Genomic DNA, 21,902 nt, shown 5'->3' on the forward strand with positions numbered 1-21,902 from the left:
TCAGCACGGCTTTTTAAAAAATTGATCTTTTAAGAATTTTACTCTTCCCACTCTACTTCCTTGGCATCTGGCCAAAGATTTTCTAGGTCGTAGAGCGAGCGTGAATCGACGTGCATGATGTGCACCATTACATCGAAGTAGTCGAGGACTACCCACTTTGTCTCAGCGCGTCCTTCACCGCTGTAAGGCTTCACACCGTGCTTTTCTAATACGATCACTTCCGTGTCACGCATGAGAGCCTTGAGATGCGGCATGGAATTTCCTGAGCAAATTACCATGTAGTCTGTAATCGACGAGAGTCCTTTGACGTCGAGCACACAAATGTCCTCAGCCTTATTTTCGTCGATTGCACGCGCACATGCGATCGCGAGTTCTTTACCTTCTACTTTCATTTGTTCTGCTAGTTTGATTACCACTCGGAGGGCAAAAAAAAGCCTCATCAGGGCTATTCTTTACCAAGCATCTAGTGTTTCTACCAGAATGATTTGGAAAACCTCCCATCGCATTCACCATTTAAATGGATGGTGGAGCATAACGGAATCGAACCGTTGACCTTCTGCATGCCATGCAGACGCTCTACCAATTGAGCTAATGCCCCGTAATCCTTCGAGTGCGCGGAGGATTTACCCTCCGTTCCTTATCCTTGCAAGCCTTTTTTATTTATAGCTACTAAAGAGTTTCAATAATTCCCATACTCTTAGCACCAGGCAAGACGGAGAGATCCATTTGATTCATAATGTAAGCATAAGATATACCAGTGTCCGGGTCTCCGAACGCGTGACTACCACCAGCTCCAGGATGGCCGAATGCGTGCATACCTTTACCGTAATTATGACGAATCTTGTCGCCATTTTCATCGAGGGGGTCGAGCTGGAATCCACAACTAAAGCGCGTAGGCGTCATCAGAATGCGATCATCGCCTGTCACCACTGGGGTGCGCATCCAGTTTAACACATCATCTGAGAAAAATGGAATCGCTCCGATAGCTACTTGGTAAAACTTGGCGAGCCCCTGGGCTGTACCAACACCACCCATCGCAGGGAGACCCGCTTGCCAAGCCTTTGAAGTATTCATCTCGTGCACACCTTGGAGCCCACTTGGCGAGCTAAATGCCTGACGCACGAGCGTGCCAGACTGGTTAAATTCTTTATAGAACCCACTAGCCAGATCGCTCTTATTCATTTTCCCTGGATAAAGTGTGGCTACTCGGTCGAACTCAGATTCAGGCAAGCCAATCCAAAGCTCCAAGCCCAGAGGTTCAGCAATCCGCTCGCGGAATACTTCACCGAGACGTTTCCCCGTGAGAAGCCGTACTGGCTCATCCACTAAAAAGCCAAAGGTTCTGGGGTGATAGCCATGGCCGTCGCCGAGATCCCAATTGGGTTCTTGGGCTTCGATCGCTGCAATCACTTCCTCGTGCTCAAACACGCTAGATTTTTGGTCTAGCGCGGCTAACCCACATTGGTGGCTAAGGAGCTCGGCAAATGTCGCTGAGCTATTCGGGAAGTTAGCCCACACCCGACACACTAGGTCATCTGGCGACAACCCATTTTCCTCTAGCAATATCAATAAAGTAGCGGATGCCAGAGCCTTGGTCGCTGAATAAAAGGGCACTATCGTGGCTGAGTTCCAGGGATGAACCTTCTCACGCTCGCACCAGCCATCAGCCAGATTAAGAACTTCGACACCCTCTTTCCAAATCGACACAGAGGCACCTAGCTCGCCGAACTCTTCGAAGTTTTTGCTGAATGCCAATTCTACTGCGTCCAAATCCATGGCCACACCCCACTCCGAGAGCCCTGAGGAATCAACTGAAAAATAACCCGTGCCCGAGATGCTACTCCTTTTTAGCCCTCGTCTCACGAGATTTTATTTACACTCAGCTGGTTATCATCTAGTTTTTGCCCCGTGAATTGGCTCATTCTCTACATCTGCCTCAGCTCAGGCGCACTGAGCGCCAAGGACTATTGGAAACACAGTGAACAACAAGGGCTAGTCGGCGCTTGCCACGCATTTGCCACCGTAGCCTTAGTTGAGGCCGAATACTGGCGTACCACTGGCAAATTTATCAACCTCTCCGAACGCGATCTTTTCCTACGCCACTATTCAAAAAGCTTTAGCTCTAGTAGCCAAATGATTGCTCACCAGCTCAAAATCTCCACGCAAAAAAAGCTTCCAAAGGATTACAACGAGGCTGGTCACATTGACCACGATTTCGCCTTGGCTAAGAAATATGGCATCGCGAGCGAACGCGAGCTCCCATACAACCCTCTTTTTAGCAATGGTGTCGCGATGGCTGTCAAACGCCTCCGTCACCAACGCGATCAACTTGCGACCGAGGCCTCTCAACTTAAAAAGGCACGCCAATGGTCAGACTCCGTGGCTCAGCATAAAATCCAACAGTCTCACGAGCAACTCAAGGGAATCAACAAAGCCCTAGCACTCCCCAACTCTACTCACACGCGTGACTGGACACGAAAATGGCTAGCAAATTACAAGCTTAGACAACTAAAGCCCAAGACTAGTACACAAGCTAAGTCATTGATTATTTCCCAACTCACTCATCGTCCGGTCGCTGTCGATGTCACTAATTTCACCGAGCTCAGCAGCCATGCGCAATATTTCTCTTCCACCTACTCACGACACAGCCTAGTAGTAAGCCATTACAAACCAACTACTGATCAGTTCACGATCCGCAGTTCGACTCACAAAGGCTCGACTAATGTCTCGGCAGACGCTCTCAGCCGTGGAACCTACCAGCTTTATTATTTGGTGAAAAATAAAGCCTCAGACTAGCCTTCCACCTTGACAGTTGTTAACTGAATCTACACACCAACGGGAGTCATAAATGTGACTCCCTAGACACACCCAATACATACATGCTCACTATCCTCACGATCCTCGGCGCATTAGGCATTTTCCTCTATGGTATGAAAGTCATGTCAGAGGGCATCCAAAAAGTCGCTGGAAACGGCATGCGTACAGCATTGGCCACGATGACAAAGAACCGCTTCAGCGCGATGCTGACCGGGCTTTTCACCACTGGATTAGTTCAATCCTCGTCAGCCACTACTGTGCTGGTTGTTAGCTTTGTAAATGTAGGCTTACTCACCTTGGTCGAATCCATCGGTGTCATCATGGGAGCAAACCTCGGAACGACAGTAACGGCGTGGATCGTAGCTATTGTTGGGGGCAAAGTAAGTCTAGCCTCTTGGGCACTACCAATCATTGGCTGTGGCCTCCCGCTCTTTTTTGCAGGTAAGGGCAAATGGAAATCTATCGGAGAAGTCCTCATTGGTTTTGGTCTTCTATTTTTCGGTCTCGGTGAACTCAAGCATGCTGTGCCAGACCTAAAGGCTGCAGCTAAGGCTGGAGATGTAGAGACGATGGAAACCTTTAGAAGCATCATCCTCTGGATCCAAGACACTGGAATGCTTTCTACAGTTCTATTCATGCTCGCCGGAGTCCTACTCACACTTATCGTACAAAGTTCCTCTGCAGCTATGGCAATCACCATTGTGTTAGCGGTTGGTGGATACTTAGGCGAAAGTCAGGATGCTTTCAAAAACTCCGCAGCTATCGTACTCGGGGAGAACATCGGTACAACAGTGACAGCCTGGCTTGCCTCCATTGGAGCCAGCGTGGCCGCAAAACGAGCGGCCCGAGCCCACCTACTTTTTAACGTCATTGGAGTTGTCTGGATGCTCGTCATCTTTGAGCATTTCACAAATTTCGCTTGGAACCTTACAGACGTCCTGCCTGAAAACCTCAAGGACATTATCGAATCTAAATACAAAACTGCAGGAGAAGGCTCAAAAATTGCGTTTTCAACCGCCGTTTTCCACACCCTCTTCAACCTAATCAACATAGGTGTGCTCATTTGGTTTGTCCCTCAAATTGCCAATATCGTTAAAAAAATGGTCAAGGACAAGGACGACGACTCCAATTCTGAACCAGTACGCATCAAGTACATTTCTCAGTCACTCGTCGACCTCGGTGAACTTAACATCGTGGAGGCAGAGCAGGCGGTGAGTAACCTCAGTAAGCATTGTACCAAGATGTTTGCCGGCTACAGCGAAGTCTTCGACCACCCTGAGATCGACATGTCTGAGCAGGTCAAAAGCCTGAAGGCGATGGAAGATGAAGCGGATCTCATGATGCACGACATCACCGAGTACCTCGTCCGTTGCACCTCAAAAGAAGTTTCTCCTCATCTCTCCGAGCGCATCACTGGGCTCCTGCGCATGACCGCTGAGCTAGAAGAATGCTCCGATGCTATCTACCGCCTCATCAAAATCGCTGAGCGCCGATACAACAAAGGACGCCAATTCAGCGAGGAACAATTGTTGACCATCCGTGAACTTGCCTCGCTCATCTCAGGGTTCCTAACCTTCTGTGAAGAACGCATTCTTGGTCAAATCAGCCCAGCTGAGACTCAGAAAGCTGAAGATATTCGCGAGAAAATCAAGTCCCTCACAAAGAGCTCCAACAAATCAGCAATGGGCCGCATGGCTGAAGGCAATGTAAAGGTCGAGATGCTCAACATCGACACCAATAACCAGTTGAATGTCATCGCTAACCATCTGATGCATGTGGTACAAACCTCTGCGGAGGTGAGCTAGCAAGCATGTGACATCATTGTCACCAACATAACTTCGATAAAAGCCGAGCTGCCCTTCATAGCAGTCTCGGCTTTTTACATTAAGAACGACACACCATGCAAAGAATTCTAATCATCGAAGACGAAGTAGATATTGCCGAGTTAATCTCCTTCAATCTCCAGCGCAATCAATTCGACACCATTCTCGCTCACGATGGTTTAGAGGGCCTGAATAAAGCGCTGAGTATCGAGCCTGACCTGATCATCCTCGACATCATGCTTCCGGGGATGGATGGCATCAATGTGAACAAGCAGCTCAAGCGCGACCCACGTACTCGTCGCATCCCTGTGATCATGCTCACGGCAAAAGCCCAGACCGAAGACCGTATCACCGGCCTAGAAACGGGAGCTGACGACTACATCACCAAGCCCTTCAGCCCAAAGGAACTCGTGCTCCGCACCCAAGCAATCCTCAAACGCACTACCCTCAAAAGTAGCGGCGCTGTGCTAGAGCTCGGTCCCTTCAAGTTCGACAAGAACACACTCAGCTTCTATCTCAATGGCCAGTTAGAAGACCTCACAGCCACCGAGTTCAAGCTCATGATCTTTCTCTGCGAACGCGTCAATGCGCCACAGGACCGCAGTACTCTGCTCAAAGAAGTCTGGGGATACAGCGACGAGGTTCACTCACGCACGCTCGACACCCACATGAAGCGCTTACGTAAAAAACTAGAACCATATGCGGCCCACCTCGAGACCGTGCGTGGGATTGGCTACCGTATCGTCGACAAGCCATCTGCTTCATAGTAGTTTCCATTCGATGCCCGATTCGCTTACAATCGTCCTTATCATTGCCGTGGCTGTACTAGCCTACCGGCTCAAGACTCTTCGCTCCAATTTGGCAGGGCAAATCAAAATCGCCCGAAAACTTCGCGACAATACCAACAACAAACTGGAGCAAGTCCTCACCGACAGCCAAGTCTCGCTCGACGCGATCAACGATGCCTTTTTCATCGTCAACACAGAGCTCGAGATCAGCCGCTTCAATACTCGAGCCCGAGAGACTTTCCGAGACCAGGATCTCATAGGCAGAAGCTTACCTGAAGTAATCCTCCACCCCGCTGTTAGTGAGCTCATCCAATCGTTAATTACAGCAGCGAAGCCTGCGCAAGAACGTCTAGTCATCCCCTCTAGCTCCCATAGCCTTGGCGGAAAACCCTCTGAAGGCGAAACAGCTTGGATCATTCAACTCACACCTCTCCCCAACCTCGACCGAGCACCACTCTTCTGCATCGTACTCCGAGACGTCAGTACCGAGCACAGGGCTGATCAAATCCGCACCGACTTCGTCGCAAACGCGTCGCATGAGCTGCGCACCCCACTTGCCGTCATCAATGGCTATCTGGAAAACCTGGTAGACGACGACATTCTAGAAGATCCAGCCATCTCGCGCCGGATGCTCACCACCATGCGTAAACACGGCAATCGCCTCTCTAGACTAGTCGATGACATGTTAGTTGTTTCAAGGTTAGAGTCTGGAGAAAACACAGCTCTCAACTGCGAACCGTTCGATATTACCGAGTGCGCCAATGACGTGGTAGAACGCCTCGATCAAATCATCTCCAACTCAGGTACGAAGCTGATCCTGCAGTTTCCAAGCGAACAAACTATACTCAATGGTGACAGGTTCTACTGGACTCAAGTGATGTTCAACTTGCTGGAAAATGCCATTAAGCAAAATCCCAACCGTGAACTCGAACTCACCTTCAGCATCTCAAAACTCTCTGGCGATAAACTTCAGATCGTCGTCAGCGACAATGGCATAGGCATTCCATCTTCCCACTTGCCTTTCATTTTCAAACGTTTCTACCGCGTAGACAAACACCACAGCCAGTCCGACATCAAAGGCACTGGCCTTGGCCTATCCATCGTCAAACGCGCAGTCGAAGCCCACGATGGCACCATCGAAGCCACATCTCAGCCTGGCATAAAAACCAGCTTCATCATCACAGTCCCTATCGCCTAGGCCGCTACTCCCCAAGGCTCACGCTCTGTGTGTCGGTTTTGTCGCTATAGAAAATTTGAGAAATCATTTGCCATGTTGTTAAGTAACAACGTCTCAAGCAAGAAGACGTATTTCACAACAAAACATAAAACAATGAAACTCAAAGAAATCGCAATTGTAGTCGCCACTGGAGCAGCAATCGCCTCCACAGCATTTGGCCAAGCTAAGCTCACCATCAAAGGTTCTGACACACTCGGCGCAAAACTCGTCCCCCAACTCAAAGCTGACTACCTCAAGTCAAACAAGGGAGTAGACATCGAGATCCTCGCACAAGGTTCCTCCCACGCATTTTCAAACCTCCTCGCTGACACAGCTGACATCGGTATGTCTTCACGCAAGGTCAAGCAGTCCGAAGTAGACAAGTTCAACGTATCGGGCAAAAAACTCGTCGAACACGTTGCTGCATGGGACATGATCGCAGTGATTATCAACGAGAAGAACCCAGTAAAGAAGCTTAGCCTCGCACAAATTGAAGGCATCTTCACTGGCTCTATCACCAACTGGTCAGAAGTTGGCGGCAAAGCTGGGGAAATCTCTCTCTACACTCGCAACACATCATCAGGCACCTACAAGAGCTTCGCTAAACTCGCAATGTCCAAGAAAGACTACGCTTCAAACAGCCAGAAGATGGAAGGCAATCAACCAATTTGTACTGAAGTAGCTAACAACCTAAACGGCATCGGCTACGTCGGTCTCGCCTACGCAAAGGGCAATGACTACAAAACAGTCAAAGTCGACGGCGTATCCGCTAAGCCATCAAAAGTTGCCCAATACCCGCTCGCTCGTAAGCTCTACTACTACACAGTAGGCGAGCCAACATCAGAAGTAGCAGCATTCCTCAAGTATGCTACTAGCAATGACGCCGCGAATGCTATTGTCGAAAAATTGGATTCGTTCCAACACCTGTTGCTAACGCATCCATGAAAGCCAGCCTTACTCAGTAGTAGGCTCGCTTAATCAGAAACAAGGGGTAAGCCAATTCATAACAGCCGCTAGAGCTCTCGCTCTAGCGGCATTTTTTTGCTCTGATAGCTCGATGAACTAAATAATTACCACTCCGAAATTCCTCAAGAAACCAGCAATGAAATCCACGTAACTAACCCTACATATACGCACTACACAAATGTGTCATTAGTGACACATTTGATCTCTTCTCCCCGACTCCCTCACCCACTATGAGTCCGTGGTGCCCAACACAGACAAACACAAAAGCGCCAAGCTCAAGCAAACAGCTTCGAGTGAGGTTGCTAGCAAGTCACTTTTCAAAAGAAAGAGAGGCCTCCGCATCATGGGGCTCAACTTCGGCACTGATGGTCTGGTTAAAGGCTTCTTTGGGGGCAATGCCTACCTCGCAATTCTCTTTCTCCTCTTTATCTGCTTATTCCTATGGAAGTCCGCTATCGGCTTTGTGCCACACTACAGAACTGAGCTCAAAGATGCACGCCGCTCAGGCATCGAACTTTCGAACATCATTGCTGACGAAACCAAAGGACACCAAGGAATTTACAACATCCTCAGCACTGGTTTCGTCCACGAGAAGCGTCACAGCTTCGGTCAGCAAGAAGCTGTCATTTATGTTTACGAAGAACTAGAGGCATTAGCCGATGACGCCCTTGAAGACGAGATCGACGCCTACCTTAACCTCGATGACGGCCCTGAAAAAGCGGCAGCGGCCGTGGGATTGAAGGCCAAGATCGATGCTGCCAGCCGTGCCATCCCAGCCGCAGAACTGCTCGATCCTGTCAAGCTACGCATCGAAAGTCTCGAAAATATTTCCGAGGAAGTTCTAGCACAAGCAATCGGCTATGCGCAACAGTACGCGCTCGATGACTACACCACGCCTGCAGCCATCGCAGCCATTAACAAGGACATCAACAGCCAAATGGGAGACTACGGCAAGGCTCTCAATCACTGCAAGGCATCAGCTAAGGACCTCAATACCCTGCATGAAGCAATCGAACAAAACGCCCTCGCCACTTTCGATCTTCTTAAGAAAAATCGAGAAGCCGAAGAATCAGTAAAGACTCTTACAACTGGATTAGAGAAAATTCAAAAAGTTGGCACCTCAGCGGAAGAGGTGGCCAAACGCAAAAAGCAAATCAACACCGCCGAATCAACCATTATCAAAGTCGACACGAATGCCCGCATTCTACCGGTCTACGCACTGCTCAAGAAGCACGACGCCACAGTCGGCACCATGAAGGAAGAGCTAAGAGCTGGGATTTCCATGATCCCAGTTGAAAGCATCGTCACTCAAGAAGCCAAAGACTCCGTCACACTCGCCAACAAGCTCCTAGTCGAATTCGACCCCATCATATCCGAGAACCGAGAGATCCTCAAAAATTGGAGACACGATGAGGAACTCACCACATTTGATAGCCTCAAGGCCTTCTTCTTCGGTTCAGTTTGGAACACAGGAAGCAGTCGCCAAAGTCTCTTCGGAATCCTCCCTCTCTTTACAGGCTCATTGCTCATCTCGGCAGTCGCTATGTGTTTTGCCATCCCCCTCGCTGTCGGTGCTGCTATCTATGTCAATCAATTCGCCAACAAGCGTGAAGCTGGAATTCTGAAACCAACCATCGAATTCATTCAGGCAATTCCCTCCGTTGTTCTCGGTCTCTTCGGTGTTCTTGTGGTAGCAGGATTACTCAAGGACATCAGCCAGGTTGCTTGGCTTCAATGGATCCCAGGATTTCCAATCGCCGATCGACTCAATGTCCTTCTCGCTGGAATCCTACTCGCCTTCATGGCCTCCCCCACCATCTTCACTCTCGCTGAGGATGCTCTCAACAATGTGCCCAAAGCACATGCCGAAGCATCTCTAGCGATGGGTGCCAACAAACTGCAAACCACGCTAAAGGTTATCGTTCCAGCATCTCTATCAGGAATCATCGCAGCAGTGATGTTAGGCTTCGGCCGGGTTATAGGGGAAACTATGGTGGTTCTGTTAGTCGCAGGAAATATGGCGAAAATGCCTGACTTCACTGCCGGTTTTGACGTCATCGGCCAGTCCGTGCACACTATGACTGGCATCATAGCTTCAGAAAATGGTGAGGCCGTCCCAGGCTCCATCCTCTGGGAAGGATTATTCATGGTAGGGCTCGTGCTGTTTATGATTTCACTTACCATCAACAGTTTATGCCAGCGCATCATCAACCGTAACAAAGCCTAAGCTCATGAGAGAATCCATCAATCCTCCCCTCACACCTAGCTGTAATCCTTTTCAAAAGAAGAAAGGCTGGTTCCAGCGTAAGGAAATGCTCGGCATCAACCTTCTGCGCCTGGCAACCTATATCATCATAGCATGCGCTCTCTTTATCTTTAGTGACATTTTCATCAAGGGTGTACCTACCTTAGTGAAAAGCGAAGCCCCCTTCATCAATACAGAATTTTTCACAGAGAGCCCACAAATCCTCACGGTCTGGCACGACTCAGCTGGAAACGAGTATTCGATGACTCAAGAAAAACACGACATCTGGGTGATCGAAAACCCAACCATCGAAGTCATCGACATCCACAACTACACAGCAAGTGGTGGTGGTATTCTTGGACCACTCTTAGGTACAGCCTTACTGGTTACCATCTGTATGGCCATTGCTCTATTCATTGGTGTTTCGGCTGCTATTTACCTCAGTGAATACTGCGGTACAGGCAAGCTCATGTCTCTCATCAGACTTGCCATTCTTAACCTAGCAGGCGTCCCGTCCATCGTTTACGCGCTCTTCGGCTGGGGGGTCTTTTGCTACATGGCGCCGAACTACGTCACAGAGATTTCCGACCGCAGTCTCTTCGCATTCTCGATCGGTGGCGGCTACATCAGCTTTGAAGGTTGGGAACAATCGCTCCTCGCGGGTGGGTGTACTCTAGCCATCATGGTGCTGCCAGTCATCATCACCGCCTGTGAAGAAAGCCTCCGCGCTGTCCCTAAAGGCTTCCGCGAAGCAGCATTTGCACTCGGCGCCACCCGCTGGCAAACTATCCGCACCGCCGTTCTCCCTTACGCCCTACCAGGAGTCCTCACCGCTTCAGTGTTAGGCATCACCCGAGTTGCTGGTGAAACGGCTCCCATCATGCTCACTGCTGCTGCTAGTGATAAAAGCAAGCTCCCAACAGAAGTGCTCGCTGACGAAGGGTTTTGGTCGTTCCTAACACAGTCCGTTCAGGCTCTACCTTTTCATATCTACACTCTCGCGAAGTTCCCGGACAGCGAATACGTAAAGCCGATGCAATACGGCTCCATCCTCGTATTCCTCCTGCTCGTCATGGGCTTCTCACTCATATCTATGGTTCTTCGTAGCCGCATCCGTAAACGCAACAAATGGTAGCCTCACCCACATCTCAAGACAGCTCCACTGATCCAGCATTGATCAACATCGATGACCTTGGTTTCAGCTATAATCAGGGGAAGACAGAAACCATCCAAGGAGTTTCACTCCACTGCCCAGAAAAACAGGTGACCGCCTTTATTGGGCCCTCAGGCTGTGGTAAATCCACCCTGCTGCGCTGTATCAACCGGATGAACGACCTGGTCGAGACATCTAAAATCACGCGTGGATCCATCAACATCATGGGACAGGATATCAATGCGCCTGATGTTGATGCCATCGAACTGCGCAAGCAAGTCGGCATGGTGTTCCAGAAATACAATCCATTCCCAAAATCCATTTACGAGAATGTCGCCTATGGTTTACGCATCCAAGGTATCAAAAATAAAAGCACCCTAGATGAAGCCGTCGAGCGAGCTCTCAAAGGTGCCGCTCTCTGGGATGAAGTTAAAGACCGCCTTAAGGACTCAGCCCTCGGACTTTCTGGAGGGCAGCAACAACGACTTTGTATTGCTCGCACCACAGCTGTTAGCCCTAAAGTTATCTTGATGGACGAACCCTGTTCCGCGCTCGATCCGATTGCTACAGCAAAAGTCGAAGAGCTCATTTCTGAACTAAGACGCGATTTCACCATCGTCATCGTGACTCACTCGATGCAGCAAGCTAGCCGCATCTCAGACAACACAGCATTCTTCTACCTCGGTGAACTCGTTGAATACGGTGACACTAACAAGATATTCTCCAATCCTTCAGTCAAACAAACCGAAGACTACATTTCTGGCCGATTCGGCTAAACCACATTATTCACACTAACAACTTATCACATTATGCACACTGGCGGACACATCCTCAGCGAATTTGATTCAGCTCTCAAGGCATTCAAAGAAAAGACCATCAACATCGGTTGTCTTGCGCAACAAAACTTAGAAGGCTCGCTCCAAGGACTGTTCGATCGCAACACCGAACTCTGCAATAAAGTCATCGCAGACGACGAAGACGTAGACCAACTAGAGATCTCAATCGACGACGATGGCTTCATTATTATGTCAAAATACCGTCCCTTCGCCAGTGACTTGCGAGTGGTGGTGGCATCGATGAAAATCACCAACGTCATCGAGCGCATCTCTGACCACGCAGTCAGCATCGCGAAACGCAGCCGTAAACTCATACGTAGCCCCGAGCTACCAGAAGTCTCACTAATAGAACCCATCTTTAAGCACGCTAACAGCATGCTAACTGATGCGCTCACCGCATACTCAGACGGCAATCAAGATTTGGCTCTCTCAGTAATCAGCGCTGATGTAGAGCTCAACAAACTTCACAAGAAAGCAACAAAGCAACTCACCAAATGTCTCGAAGGTGAAGCCGCAGCCCATAAGTCCTACCTTCATTTAGTCTTCATTTCTCGCTGGCTTGAACGCGTCGGCGACCTCGCAGTCAACATCGCGGAAGACGTCGTCTACATGGAAACCGCCACCGACATCCGCCACGGCGGTGAACTCCCAGAGTAAAGACCAACTGCCTTCTTATAAAGAATCTTTTCGTGGATTCCACAGGTTACTCAATCTGTGCGGTTCATTAGAAGAAGGGTTCTAGCTTCCAAGCTAGGGATTGGCGCTCCGAGCGGTCAAGCTAGCCGGACGTTTCGGATAGACGCACGACACCCCCTGAAGCGCCTTTATCTATAAAGAAAAAAACTTTCAAGAAATGCACGCGCACGCTTTCGGCAAGTTATTTTCTTGCCCTATTCCCCTTTTGTGACTACGTTTTCGCCATGAACACCTTGAAAAAAGCAGTCTACCACAAGGTCGTGGGCGGAAAAGATGCTGGCAAGTATCGAATCAGCTATTCGATTTTATGCCCTGAAAGTGGGAGAGCTAAGCGCAGGAAGATGATAAGAGCCACAGAGAAGGAAGCAAAGAAAATCACAGCCAAGGCAAATCGAAGCCTTGCGGATAATGGGAGCAAGTGGGACGTAGCCCCCGACGACGTGCTAGGCTTGCGCTTGTTTCACAGTTTGCTTGAGTCTGGCGCGATAGAGAGCGGAACCACTCTAGCCCATGTGGTCAATTCATATACTCATGTGGCGATAGCAAAAGCTAACAAGGTCAACAATCAAGAAGCCATCGACGAGTTTATGCTATCCCTTGAAAAGCGGACAGGCACGCGCCACGTCTCCACGATCCGCGGCGCTCTTGCTAGGTGGGCTAAATTTAAACCCTCAAACTCTCAGTTGGAGATAGGCAAGCTCTCGATAGGCAAGACAACGCGAGCGCATGCCGAGGAGTTCCTCGATTTGATAAAAGTCCCCATTACGCGGAATGCTGCCCTAACACGCACAAGCTCCCTGTACTCTTGGCTAATATCCTCAAAAGGAGGCGAGAGGATTTTAGAGAGCGATAACCCCTACAAAGCCATAGAGCACGTAAGGATCGAACACACGCGCCCCCAGTCTCATTCGCCTGAGGATGTGGCTACGTTCTTAGGAGATGGATTCTTAAACATTCTCGATGCGATACCATTTGCCCTAGGCTTCGCGCTTGGGCTCCGCACGTCCGAGATAGAGAGATTAGATTGGTCAGACATTGAGCTTGGCGAAGATTGCGAAAGCAGCCTTGTACGTGTGTCAGGAAAGACGGGCTATCGAGCCGTCCCGATTAACGAAATGGCGTTCTCTTTTATTGAGCTTGTCCCCGCGGAAAATCGCATCGGCAAAATTACAGAATATCGAATCGAAAACGCGCGCAATAAGGCGACCGCGAGAAGCGGGGTCGCGATTCTTAACAACGGCATGAGAAAGACTTGCATCACCTACAGCGCCGCGCTGAATGGGATTGAAGCCACGGCAACCGCCTGTGGCAATAGCCCGAGCGTCATCCGTGCACATTATGACGGGCTAGCCACTAAAGCCCTGAGCAAGGAGTATTTCAGCTATCGCGCGCCCGCGACGTATAAGCAAAACCTGAGCCTGTTTGACATCCACGGAATCTAGCTTTGTAAGCTCCCAATCTTGCCAGATTCGGTTGAAATCTTCTCTTTGGTAATGGATAAAACGAATTTGAATAAGAAGGTCACAACAATAACTCTCAGTGTGGCAATCACACTTGCGGCGGCCATTGGCAGCTTACACCACGACAACCGCAAGTTTATGCAAGGTGGCTTGCATACAGTACGCGCCAAGATTTCAAAACTCGAAGCGGCAACAATGGACTACGAGAATGACCGCAAGGAATTGCGGGGCGACTTAGTAGACCTCACGAAGAAAGTAGCACGCCAGCAAGGGTTCATCGATGGTCAAACAACTAGCAAACCTAAATCTAGCCTTTCAAAAAACTAGATCATGCGCTTTCACTTCCCACCACTCGCCACGCCACCACTCGACACGCCCCCAGTTGACACGCCGCTCGACACGCCGCTGGATTTCCCTTTGCCACTAGACGAGCCCGTGGAACCTATTCCTGAGCCTTAGAAGCATTATAAGACACGAAAGCCCGCGACTCTATCGCGGGCTTTTTTATGCCTTACTCTTGAGACTCTTTCAGGATCTGCAAATAGGGCGCGAGCGATCGCTTGAAGTTCTCCTTCTCTTCGACTGTCCACGCGGTGACGGGTCGCTGTCTGAGTTTTTTCGTGAGCTCCTTGCTGGTTTTTGTCATAATCGTGCTCACGGTTTTCGATGGCTGAACCTTCGTGGCCACGTTGCGGACGCTTTTGTCCAGTAGCCCAACGATAGAAAGCTGTCTTTTGTCAGATTTTAGGGCCCGCCGCTTGGATATGCGATGTAAACACATATGGTCTTTTACCTCTTCGCCGCTCATGATGCCCCTCAGATCGTGGCAAATCGTATGCTTGGCCTTTCTTGAATAAGTTTCCGTGAGCGCAGCAGTCTCCAGCTTGCTAGCTATTGCCTTGTCCATTGCGCGTCTAGCCCATGCTACGTCGTGCTCAGCTTTCGCGTGAGACGCCCTTATCGCTTGGATTAGATTCTCTCTTGATTCTGTGTGTTTATTTGCCATAAATTTTTGATTAGTTTGCTAGTGCTGTTTGAAGCTTGAGAACTGACGTTTCCACATTTGCTTGAATCGCTTGAGTTAACTCGCTCACTTCGAGGTTTATCAGCAAGCGGGGAAGGTCGAGATAAAGCGGGGCTAGATGCTTGCGAACTAATTGCATCGCCTGAGCCTCTTGCTTATCGACCACGCCGCGGGGGACGAGCGAATCGAGCCTGGCTTGCGTGACCACAGATTTGTGCAGGCTCGAAATCTTCTTGGCGAGCATGTCAACCGTGTCGGGATCTGTCGTCTCTGAAAGCAAACTATTCAAGCGCTTGAGTTCCTGATCCATATCGATCTCGGGTAAGCCCTCAAGCTCTAGAGCCTCGAGCGCGTCCACTTGCTCGCGAGCTTCTCCCCTACTTGAGAACTCAGCCACAAATCCAAACCGCCACGATTTTGGCCTTCTGTTCGCTGGCTGATTCAAGATTTCCTCAGCTATTGCCTCATGGCTGTGGATGTTTACTCCGCGATTCAGCATAGCCCGGAGCGCGGTCACGCCGATGAAACTCCGCTTACTGATCGTCGCTAGTTGTTTGCCTGATATTTTAACCGTGCTCGCCGTTTTACTCTTCGCCATGCTAAAGGGTGGCTTTTCAATCATCGGGACGATTTGGGAAGAATCAGGACAAAAGCAGGGTTGCATTCAGATCTTAAGTGACGGCTCTCGACTAACGCGAGCTACACCAAGAAAAGAAAATGAATACAGACACAGAAAACGACAAGGCAATTTCACTCCCACTCGTGGGCAAGGCTGGCGGAACTTACACGCCCAAGGCTATGATTTTAGGACAAAGCACCATTATTATGGGTGACGATACCCCTTCATTTAAGTGTATCGCTATTAGCCGCGAAACTCCAATTTTAAAGAAAGCCTATAAGAAGCTCATCAGCTCAGTCGCCGCTTTTGATGAACACGATTGCGAGGAGTTCCTTTATGTGGAATTTGCTCACGCAGCCACCCGCCGCAAGCGTCGCTTACAAGCGGCGCTAAATCAGCCACTGAGCCCCGAGGAGAAGGACGCCCGCGACGCGGCACGGATCAAGGCTGCTACCAAGCTGGCAAAATCTCAAGCGAAGGCCGAGGCTGATGCTAAGGCACGAAAAGACGCTGAATTTCAAGCGTCACCGGCAGGAATCAAACTCGCCGAGGCGCGGCGCGCAGCAAATCAGGTGGTTCAGCGCCGCAACGCGCGCATTGCATCCATCTGCAAAGCGTAAAAATTTCTTGGCATGTGGCGGCGTGGACTTCGGTTCGCGCCGCTTATGCCAAAATCACACAAACACAAAACACATACAAATAGATAAAATTATGTCCCTCGTTTTCACCGACAAAATAAGCACCGATAAGATCGCAGAGCAAAAGCTCGAAATCGCCGCCTTAAAAGCTCAAATTGCAAATCCTGAGATTAAGAAACAGGACGAACCCAAACAGGACGAGCCCACAGCTCCCGCGTCTAATCCCGTGGAAACTCCAAAGCCAGCGCCAAAGCAGGATGACAAGCCTAAGCCCGCGCCTGTCAGCACTCTCAGCCCCCTCGAGAGCAAGCGTGCCGAGCTTGAGACAGAAAAGAAAGCCTTGTCGTTGATGTATGCCAGCCTTTCAGCCGGCGCGAAACGAATTGAAGCACGCAAAGCGGTCAAGTTATTGGACTGCAAAATCAAAGCCCTCGGCTAGGAGCTAAACAACTTTCACAAGCCTCACGCGACTTGATCGCGTGGGGCTTTTTGCGTGTCGCGCGGCGCTCTCGTAGCTGATCCGCGATTGGTGCCGCGTCTTCCATGAGAAGGTTATGCAAATTAGATTATGGATACGTAGCAAGCTCGTACCCCAAGACATAGAGAAATGTAACACGCTACAACTAAGAAAATAATGGCACCTCGCAGGATACTCCCTCGAATATTCCAGTCCAGCTCATGAAAGGACAGTAAGGTCAAATATGTTAGTCCATAAGCGAGAGATGCTCCAATCAAAGCTCCTCCAAAATATGCTAATCCATCGGCTAAGCTAGCCTTTGTTTCAGAGTCGGCCTTAGTCCAAATAGATCCTAAGAATGCCAACAATGCAGCTGATGATCCTCCAGCTACAATTACTAATGTTCTGAGTGCGTGAAATGCTGATTCATTTACTACACGTGCTGATTCTCGTAAATCGATAGAACCTTCACGCCACAGCTCCATATCATGCTCATATTGACCTCTTCGTGCTTCACTAGCATCATCATCATTGGTCTCAGTGTCTTTTAGATCACAGTAATCGACTACATGGTCTAAGGAAATAAATTTACGCCCTTGCTGCTTCAATAAGAGAAGCTCTCGTTTCAAATCTAAAAGGTTAGACATATTTGTAATATTTTAAGCTAACGTAAAGCGCACCAATCGCTGATCTTCAGTGCACTTAGGTTTTGGGTTATGTTGAATATATTAAATGAACTCTGAATCCTTGAATCAAAAAATTAGTTAGAATCAACACATGGAAGCTCTAGTCTGACTTCGTATCTGACGTGGACTCATAAACAGCCCTATACCGTAAGGTCTTATTTTATATTCTCCGCGAGGCGATATGCTTGAATCGTCTTGCCTGAACCAGTAACGCTTTTATATTTATAGACTCCATCTTCAATAATCGTCGCATTGAAAATATCACCGTCTATAACCTTGTAGTCACCTCTCAGTAGAATCCACTCGTCCTGATACATCTGGTAATTCATGTTTTTTGTCGGTTTTGAGTAAACTGTTTTAGTTCGACCGAAAGCATCTGTAACCAGTTTTGAGTTTCTGTTAGTGGATTCATACCCCCACCCAACTTTACACAATAAACCACCATCAGTGACTTGAATGACTTTTAGTCGGGCATTAACGCTTAATTTTTGTTCTCTGTCGGATGTTTCTTTTGCTAACTTGGCAGCCTTTTTTTTCTCATTAGCTTCTTGGTAGGCCTTGTGATCAGCCTTGGCTTGCCTTTTTCTTGCTGCATTAACTTTCACTCTGTATTCCTTAGCTTCGTCATTCAGCTCAATACCTAGTTCCTTCTGTAGATCGGCCGATAGATCCTCTACCTTGATATTACGGCCTCCATCTCGGTGCATGATAAAGATACTATCTGGTTTGACAGTCATCACTGTTACAGCGTGGTAAACATCCCCCTTCTCAGTGGTCAATGTTTCAAAAGTAGGTTTCTCAGCTGCTAAAAGAGAACAGCTACAAGCAATCAACAATAGGGAGATAAGTTTCACACCTTATTGTTAGAGTATTGCTTTATAGCTGGCAAACATTTTCTAGGAAAACAAGAATCACTTACCCTTCCATACCCAGCCCACTTCAGCCTTCAAAGCCTTCTCACGCCTCAAGGCTCCATTAGTCACCTTAGCCGATTTCTTGCGGTTCAGAGTACGTGGAAGCCAAGTTAAATTTGCCATCGAGTTCTCTAACTCAGGTGCTTTGCTGTATGGTATTAAGTGATCTATTTCGATCTTCTCGCCAGTATACTTCCCCTTGCTAACAATAGCGGCATTACCTTTTCTTAAAAGGACTAGATTGCTTGCGGTGTAGAGTCCGTAAGCTCTGCCAAGTCTGTATTGTGCTTCAAGGTTCAGCTTCTCAGTCAAAGGCGCGTAGACGTGGCGAGTGTTAGCGTATGGGGCGGAGTCGTGGCAATTGTAGAGTTCAGCAAGGAAAGCTTTAGGTTTGATGCCTTGAACCTCGTATTCGTGAATCCAGTACATCAACTTCTTGAACCTAGCATTACCTGAGCGATTGCCTTTTTTGAGTGTGGCTAGTTTCTCTGGATTCGTTAGTGAGGATAAATCCTGATAGCTTGGAAGCTCGGAAGCCACCAAGGGCAGAATGAGCGCGATGAGCAGGATGATTGATTTCATGAACTTGAATCAGCTAGGCAACCCCTAGAGGGATTTAGACCAATGACCTTCACCAACGATAACGGGAGATCCTTTCTTGACTCTAGTCAAAATGGCTTTCTCAATTTTCGATCCATAATTACCCTTTTTCCATGTGGGGTTCCCATTCTCACCGATCACCAAATAGTCCACAGATGAGGCTGACTTAGATTTTGAGGCAATCCCACCTTTGGATTCTATCGCAGCTTCACAATCGGTACGTTTACCAAAAGAGAATTTACCCGTGAACATGAAGGTTTTGCCCTCAAATTCTATGGCTGGCTCAGGCTTATCAAATGGGCTCTGATCTTCACCCATTTCATTTTGAATCTGCTGATCCTTCCAATTCTGGACTCCATCAGCCTCATTCCATTCATCAGGGATTTCTAGCGCATCCAGTTCTTTTGGGTCAAATGCTTTCAATTCAAGATCTTGTCCATAATCCCCAGTCAAATAAACGTACTTTTGCCAACGCTCCAAATATTCTGGAGTCGAGCTGATTTTTCCTATCATCAATCCAATCTGACCAACCCTTAAATTAGGCGGGTATTGAATCTTGAAGAAGTTGAGAAACTTGAGCTGTCTATTTGAGGGAGTGTCCATAATCCAAACATCTAGCAGATGTTTTCCTCGGTGTCACTCAATATGACCTAATACACCGCTTGAGCCCGTGGAAGTCAGGAGAGAGGCCACAAAAGAAGACGCCAGCCGCTTGGCCGTTTGGGATAGCAGGCGGGCGCGGCGCGCGCGTTCGCTCGTAGCGCGCGTGCGGTCGTGGTGTGTCTTGAACTTGTCAGGAATAGCGCCCGCGCGCGCGTGCGCGATTGTAGCAAACCCTTGCGGCTAGTGTATTGGCCACATTGTGAGGTTGCGCGTACTCGCCCCGAGGATCGCTCTCACGGGCTCGCGACTTGGCGCGGGTGTACTGGTGAGCTCCGAGGCGCTGGCGGGCGCTAATAGGTCGAGGAACGAATTTTCGAGACTTTCTCGATTTTTGACCAAAGCCTTCAGCACACTCACCATAGAGGGTACCCAAAGAGGTGTCCTTACGGGGGGTATAAGTGCCTACACCTTAAGCACTTACGCGACATGCTCACTCGATGACTTGACCCGACTCGACTCACTCGCCTCGAAACGTGCGTGCCGATTTTATACAATTTTGTGCACCCGTGCCCGTGTTAGAAACGCACGACCCGTGACGTAAGACACACCCCCGCGCATTCACCTGGTGCCTTTCACGCCCTCATTCCTGACATGTAAAGGAAATTGAGTTTTCTTTACGTGTTGGCACTAACACACCTCCACGCCCTCATGCCGTAGGCCCTCATGCCCTCATGCCTATACCCTGAGCCCTGTGCTATAGACCTCCACGCCTCATGCCGTAGGCCCTCACGCCCTCACGCCTCATGCCCTCACGACCTCATGCCTTCTAGCTCTATAGCTCATGCTCCATGCCTCATGCCTCACGCCATCATGCTTCACGCCCTCATGCTTACACCTTCATGCTTCACGCCCTCATGCTTCACGCCCTATACCACGGCCCTCACGCTTACGCTGGCAGCCTATTGACTAGACCTGTCGATGAAAAGGGCTTTAGTAGCTATCATGACAACTAATCTCTTACAATCGTCCATATTCGCCCGTGAGCGCGTCGCAAGCGCTCGCCATTAGTATGGAGTCGCGAAATGCAATACAAGTCCGTGTCGCGTACCTCAGCCGGCAAGAGTCGAGTTCTACGCGTTTGCATACGTGCGGGTGTCGCTTGTAGGATCGCGTGCGTGCGTGTGTGTGCGATCGCGCGTGCCTTCATTGGTCACGATTCACGATGCATGATCTTGATACAGAAAAAGCGCTCACCCCCAAGTAACCAAACTGGGAGTGAGCGCCTAAACAAGATAAACAAACAATAATAACAAGAAGATGAAACTTATTATAATAAAGAACACGATTCAACTCGAATAAAGCCCGATACCGTGATTTCGACATCGGGATTCCTTAGTCACAGTTTGAGACGAGACGCGCGGCGCTTGGCTATTAGCTATTGGCGCGCGGCGGGTGTCAGCTATTAGCTATTGGCTATTGGCTACAGATAGTAGGCTCAAACAGATAGCAGTGGTATCTGTTTACTTAGTTATCGAGCGATTCATGACCAAACCGCGCGGCAAGAGCGCGAATGGTCGTTTCTGTTAGCCACTTAGGGCTTTTGAAGTATATGGAATAAGGGCGCGGGCGTTTCGTTGTTAGAAATGAAAGGAACGAGCGGCGCGGGATTATGGAACACCTAGGCTATATGCCACAAGGGTTTATTCGTTTCATTCTCTAACATTCCATAGTTTCCATAAATTCTTATGGAAAGATTGGAGTATACACAGTAAGGGTTAGAGTCTAGTTTCCATACTTTCTATAATATATAGATAGATATATATATATGAGATTACTCTCCCCTCTCTCCCTCTCTTGGGGTGTGTTCTCTCCCTTTATAAGGAAATTCATGGAATTATGGAATTATCGCTCTAGCCCTTACGTGGTATGCTCTAAACCTTCCATAAGTGATTATGGAAAGCATGGAAAGTATGGAAAACGCTCATGGAAAACGGCAAAACTCACGAATTGCACAGCGTGGCCTCCATTTTTGCCACACGCGCGGCAATGCGCTGATGGCTAGGTTACCACGCGAGCGCGGCGCTGATGGCTGGTTACCACGCGGCAAGGCACAGCAAGCGCGCGCGGCGTGCGGCGTGGGGGTTAGTTTACCACGTAAAGCGGGGCAGGAAGGCTGGTTTACCACGTTAAATAGTTAAAACCCGCTAAAAAATAGGGATATATAGGGAAAAATAGGGACGAGTCCCTACACGCCTTTTCTTATACCACGTATGGTCTGTAGAAGATTATGTAGATAGAATAGATATATAGTATAGTATATTATTATTTATTTATTCATTGTGACCTATGGGAGTGAGCATT

At 48.9% G+C, this 21,902-nt stretch carries 22 protein-coding genes and 1 tRNA gene; 14 read left to right on the forward strand and 9 right to left on the reverse strand.

What is annotated here, in order from left to right; all coding sequences use genetic code 11:
• Positions 1-38: 38 nt before the first annotated feature.
• The 3 genes from rsfS to BSZ32_RS04915 all read right to left on the reverse strand — a co-directional run bounded on the left by rsfS (position 39) and on the right by BSZ32_RS04915 (position 1,776).
• Complete coding sequence (gene rsfS / locus BSZ32_RS04905) at positions 39-440, reverse strand: ribosome silencing factor (protein ID WP_240610566.1); 402 nt, start codon at positions 438-440, stop codon at positions 39-41.
• A gap of 82 nt (positions 441-522) precedes the next feature.
• Positions 523-598: transfer RNA gene (locus BSZ32_RS04910), tRNA-Ala, on the reverse strand.
• 71 nt (positions 599-669) lie between these two features.
• Entirely contained in the window at positions 670-1,776 is a 1,107-nt protein-coding gene (locus BSZ32_RS04915) for a serine hydrolase domain-containing protein (protein ID WP_105042399.1), read from the reverse strand.
• A gap of 132 nt (positions 1,777-1,908) precedes the next feature.
• On the opposite strand from BSZ32_RS04915, the gene BSZ32_RS04920 reads away from it, so the two are divergent.
• The 12 genes from BSZ32_RS04920 to BSZ32_RS20010 all read left to right on the forward strand — a co-directional run bounded on the left by BSZ32_RS04920 (position 1,909) and on the right by BSZ32_RS20010 (position 14,459).
• Positions 1,909-2,796: a C1 family peptidase gene (locus tag BSZ32_RS04920; protein WP_105042400.1), complete on the forward strand. Its 888-nt coding sequence runs from the start codon at positions 1,909-1,911 to the stop codon at positions 2,794-2,796.
• Positions 2,797-2,879: 83 nt separating this feature from the next.
• Positions 2,880-4,622: a Na/Pi cotransporter family protein gene (locus tag BSZ32_RS04925; protein ID WP_105042401.1), complete on the forward strand. Its 1,743-nt coding sequence runs from the start codon at positions 2,880-2,882 to the stop codon at positions 4,620-4,622.
• Between the two features lie 95 nt (positions 4,623-4,717).
• Positions 4,718-5,407, forward strand: a complete 690-nt coding sequence (locus tag BSZ32_RS04930; protein ID WP_105042402.1) for a response regulator — start codon at positions 4,718-4,720, stop codon at positions 5,405-5,407.
• 13 nt (positions 5,408-5,420) lie between these two features.
• Positions 5,421-6,626 carry a sensor histidine kinase gene (locus BSZ32_RS04935; protein WP_165788652.1) on the forward strand — a complete coding sequence of 402 codons (1,206 nt, stop codon included), beginning with the start codon at positions 5,421-5,423 and terminating at the stop codon, positions 6,624-6,626.
• A gap of 132 nt (positions 6,627-6,758) precedes the next feature.
• A complete protein-coding gene (locus tag BSZ32_RS04940; RefSeq protein WP_105042404.1) occupies positions 6,759-7,589 on the forward strand; it encodes a phosphate ABC transporter substrate-binding protein in 831 nt (276 codons plus the stop codon).
• Between the two features lie 259 nt (positions 7,590-7,848).
• Positions 7,849-9,837 carry a phosphate ABC transporter permease subunit PstC gene (gene pstC, locus BSZ32_RS19155; RefSeq protein ID WP_206018724.1) on the forward strand — a complete coding sequence of 663 codons (1,989 nt, stop codon included), beginning with the start codon at positions 7,849-7,851 and terminating at the stop codon, positions 9,835-9,837.
• Positions 9,838-9,841: 4 nt separating this feature from the next.
• On the forward strand, positions 9,842-10,990 hold the full coding sequence (pstA, locus tag BSZ32_RS04950; RefSeq protein WP_105042405.1) for a phosphate ABC transporter permease PstA: 1,149 nt from the start codon (positions 9,842-9,844) through the stop codon (positions 10,988-10,990).
• Positions 10,984-11,784, forward strand: a complete 801-nt coding sequence (pstB, locus tag BSZ32_RS04955; RefSeq protein ID WP_105042406.1) for a phosphate ABC transporter ATP-binding protein PstB — start codon at positions 10,984-10,986, stop codon at positions 11,782-11,784. The genes pstA and pstB overlap by 7 nt, the downstream gene beginning before the upstream one ends.
• Before the next feature lie 33 nt (positions 11,785-11,817).
• Positions 11,818-12,501: a phosphate signaling complex protein PhoU gene (phoU, locus tag BSZ32_RS04960; RefSeq protein WP_105042407.1), complete on the forward strand. Its 684-nt coding sequence runs from the start codon at positions 11,818-11,820 to the stop codon at positions 12,499-12,501.
• 263 nt (positions 12,502-12,764) lie between these two features.
• Complete coding sequence (locus BSZ32_RS04965; protein WP_105042408.1) at positions 12,765-13,982, forward strand: tyrosine-type recombinase/integrase; 1,218 nt, start codon at positions 12,765-12,767, stop codon at positions 13,980-13,982.
• A gap of 51 nt (positions 13,983-14,033) precedes the next feature.
• Positions 14,034-14,327, forward strand: coding sequence for a hypothetical protein (locus BSZ32_RS04970; RefSeq protein WP_105042409.1), 294 nt, complete (start codon positions 14,034-14,036; stop codon positions 14,325-14,327).
• A gap of 3 nt (positions 14,328-14,330) precedes the next feature.
• Positions 14,331-14,459 carry a hypothetical protein gene (locus BSZ32_RS20010; RefSeq protein ID WP_276308402.1) on the forward strand — a complete coding sequence of 43 codons (129 nt, stop codon included), beginning with the start codon at positions 14,331-14,333 and terminating at the stop codon, positions 14,457-14,459.
• Between the two features lie 52 nt (positions 14,460-14,511).
• Here BSZ32_RS20010 and BSZ32_RS04975 read toward each other — a convergent pair whose 3' ends face one another.
• A complete protein-coding gene (locus tag BSZ32_RS04975; RefSeq protein ID WP_105042410.1) occupies positions 14,512-15,006 on the reverse strand; it encodes a hypothetical protein in 495 nt (164 codons plus the stop codon).
• A 10-nt stretch (positions 15,007-15,016) separates the two neighbouring features.
• Positions 15,017-15,646: a hypothetical protein gene (locus BSZ32_RS04980; protein ID WP_105042411.1), complete on the reverse strand. Its 630-nt coding sequence runs from the start codon at positions 15,644-15,646 to the stop codon at positions 15,017-15,019.
• A 95-nt stretch (positions 15,647-15,741) separates the two neighbouring features.
• Here BSZ32_RS04980 and BSZ32_RS04985 point away from each other — a divergent pair, with 95 nt between their 5' ends.
• Both BSZ32_RS04985 and BSZ32_RS04990 read left to right on the forward strand, forming a co-directional pair.
• The gene (locus BSZ32_RS04985; RefSeq protein ID WP_105042412.1) at positions 15,742-16,263 is read left to right on the forward strand and encodes a hypothetical protein; all 522 of its coding nucleotides are present in this window, start codon (positions 15,742-15,744) and stop codon (positions 16,261-16,263) included.
• Positions 16,264-16,354: 91 nt separating this feature from the next.
• Positions 16,355-16,720 (forward strand): hypothetical protein, encoded by a 366-nt coding sequence (locus tag BSZ32_RS04990; protein WP_105042413.1) that lies wholly within the window; start codon positions 16,355-16,357, stop codon positions 16,718-16,720.
• Between the two features lie 122 nt (positions 16,721-16,842).
• Here BSZ32_RS04990 and BSZ32_RS04995 read toward each other — a convergent pair whose 3' ends face one another.
• The 4 genes from BSZ32_RS04995 to BSZ32_RS05010 form a co-directional block, all read right to left on the reverse strand.
• Positions 16,843-17,385, reverse strand: a complete 543-nt coding sequence (locus tag BSZ32_RS04995) for a hypothetical protein (RefSeq protein ID WP_105042414.1) — start codon at positions 17,383-17,385, stop codon at positions 16,843-16,845.
• A gap of 194 nt (positions 17,386-17,579) precedes the next feature.
• Complete coding sequence (locus tag BSZ32_RS05000) at positions 17,580-18,278, reverse strand: hypothetical protein (protein ID WP_105042415.1); 699 nt, start codon at positions 18,276-18,278, stop codon at positions 17,580-17,582.
• A 57-nt stretch (positions 18,279-18,335) separates the two neighbouring features.
• The gene (locus BSZ32_RS05005) at positions 18,336-18,920 is read right to left on the reverse strand and encodes an HNH endonuclease domain-containing protein (RefSeq protein WP_105042416.1); all 585 of its coding nucleotides are present in this window, start codon (positions 18,918-18,920) and stop codon (positions 18,336-18,338) included.
• 24 nt (positions 18,921-18,944) lie between these two features.
• Positions 18,945-19,541 (reverse strand): BRCT domain-containing protein, encoded by a 597-nt coding sequence (locus BSZ32_RS05010; RefSeq protein ID WP_105042417.1) that lies wholly within the window; start codon positions 19,539-19,541, stop codon positions 18,945-18,947.
• Positions 19,542-21,902: the final 2,361 nt, after the last annotated feature.

It is taken from the genome of Rubritalea profundi (assembly GCF_002954445.1).
GTDB classification, from domain to species: Bacteria; Verrucomicrobiota; Verrucomicrobiia; order Verrucomicrobiales; family Akkermansiaceae; genus Rubritalea; species Rubritalea profundi.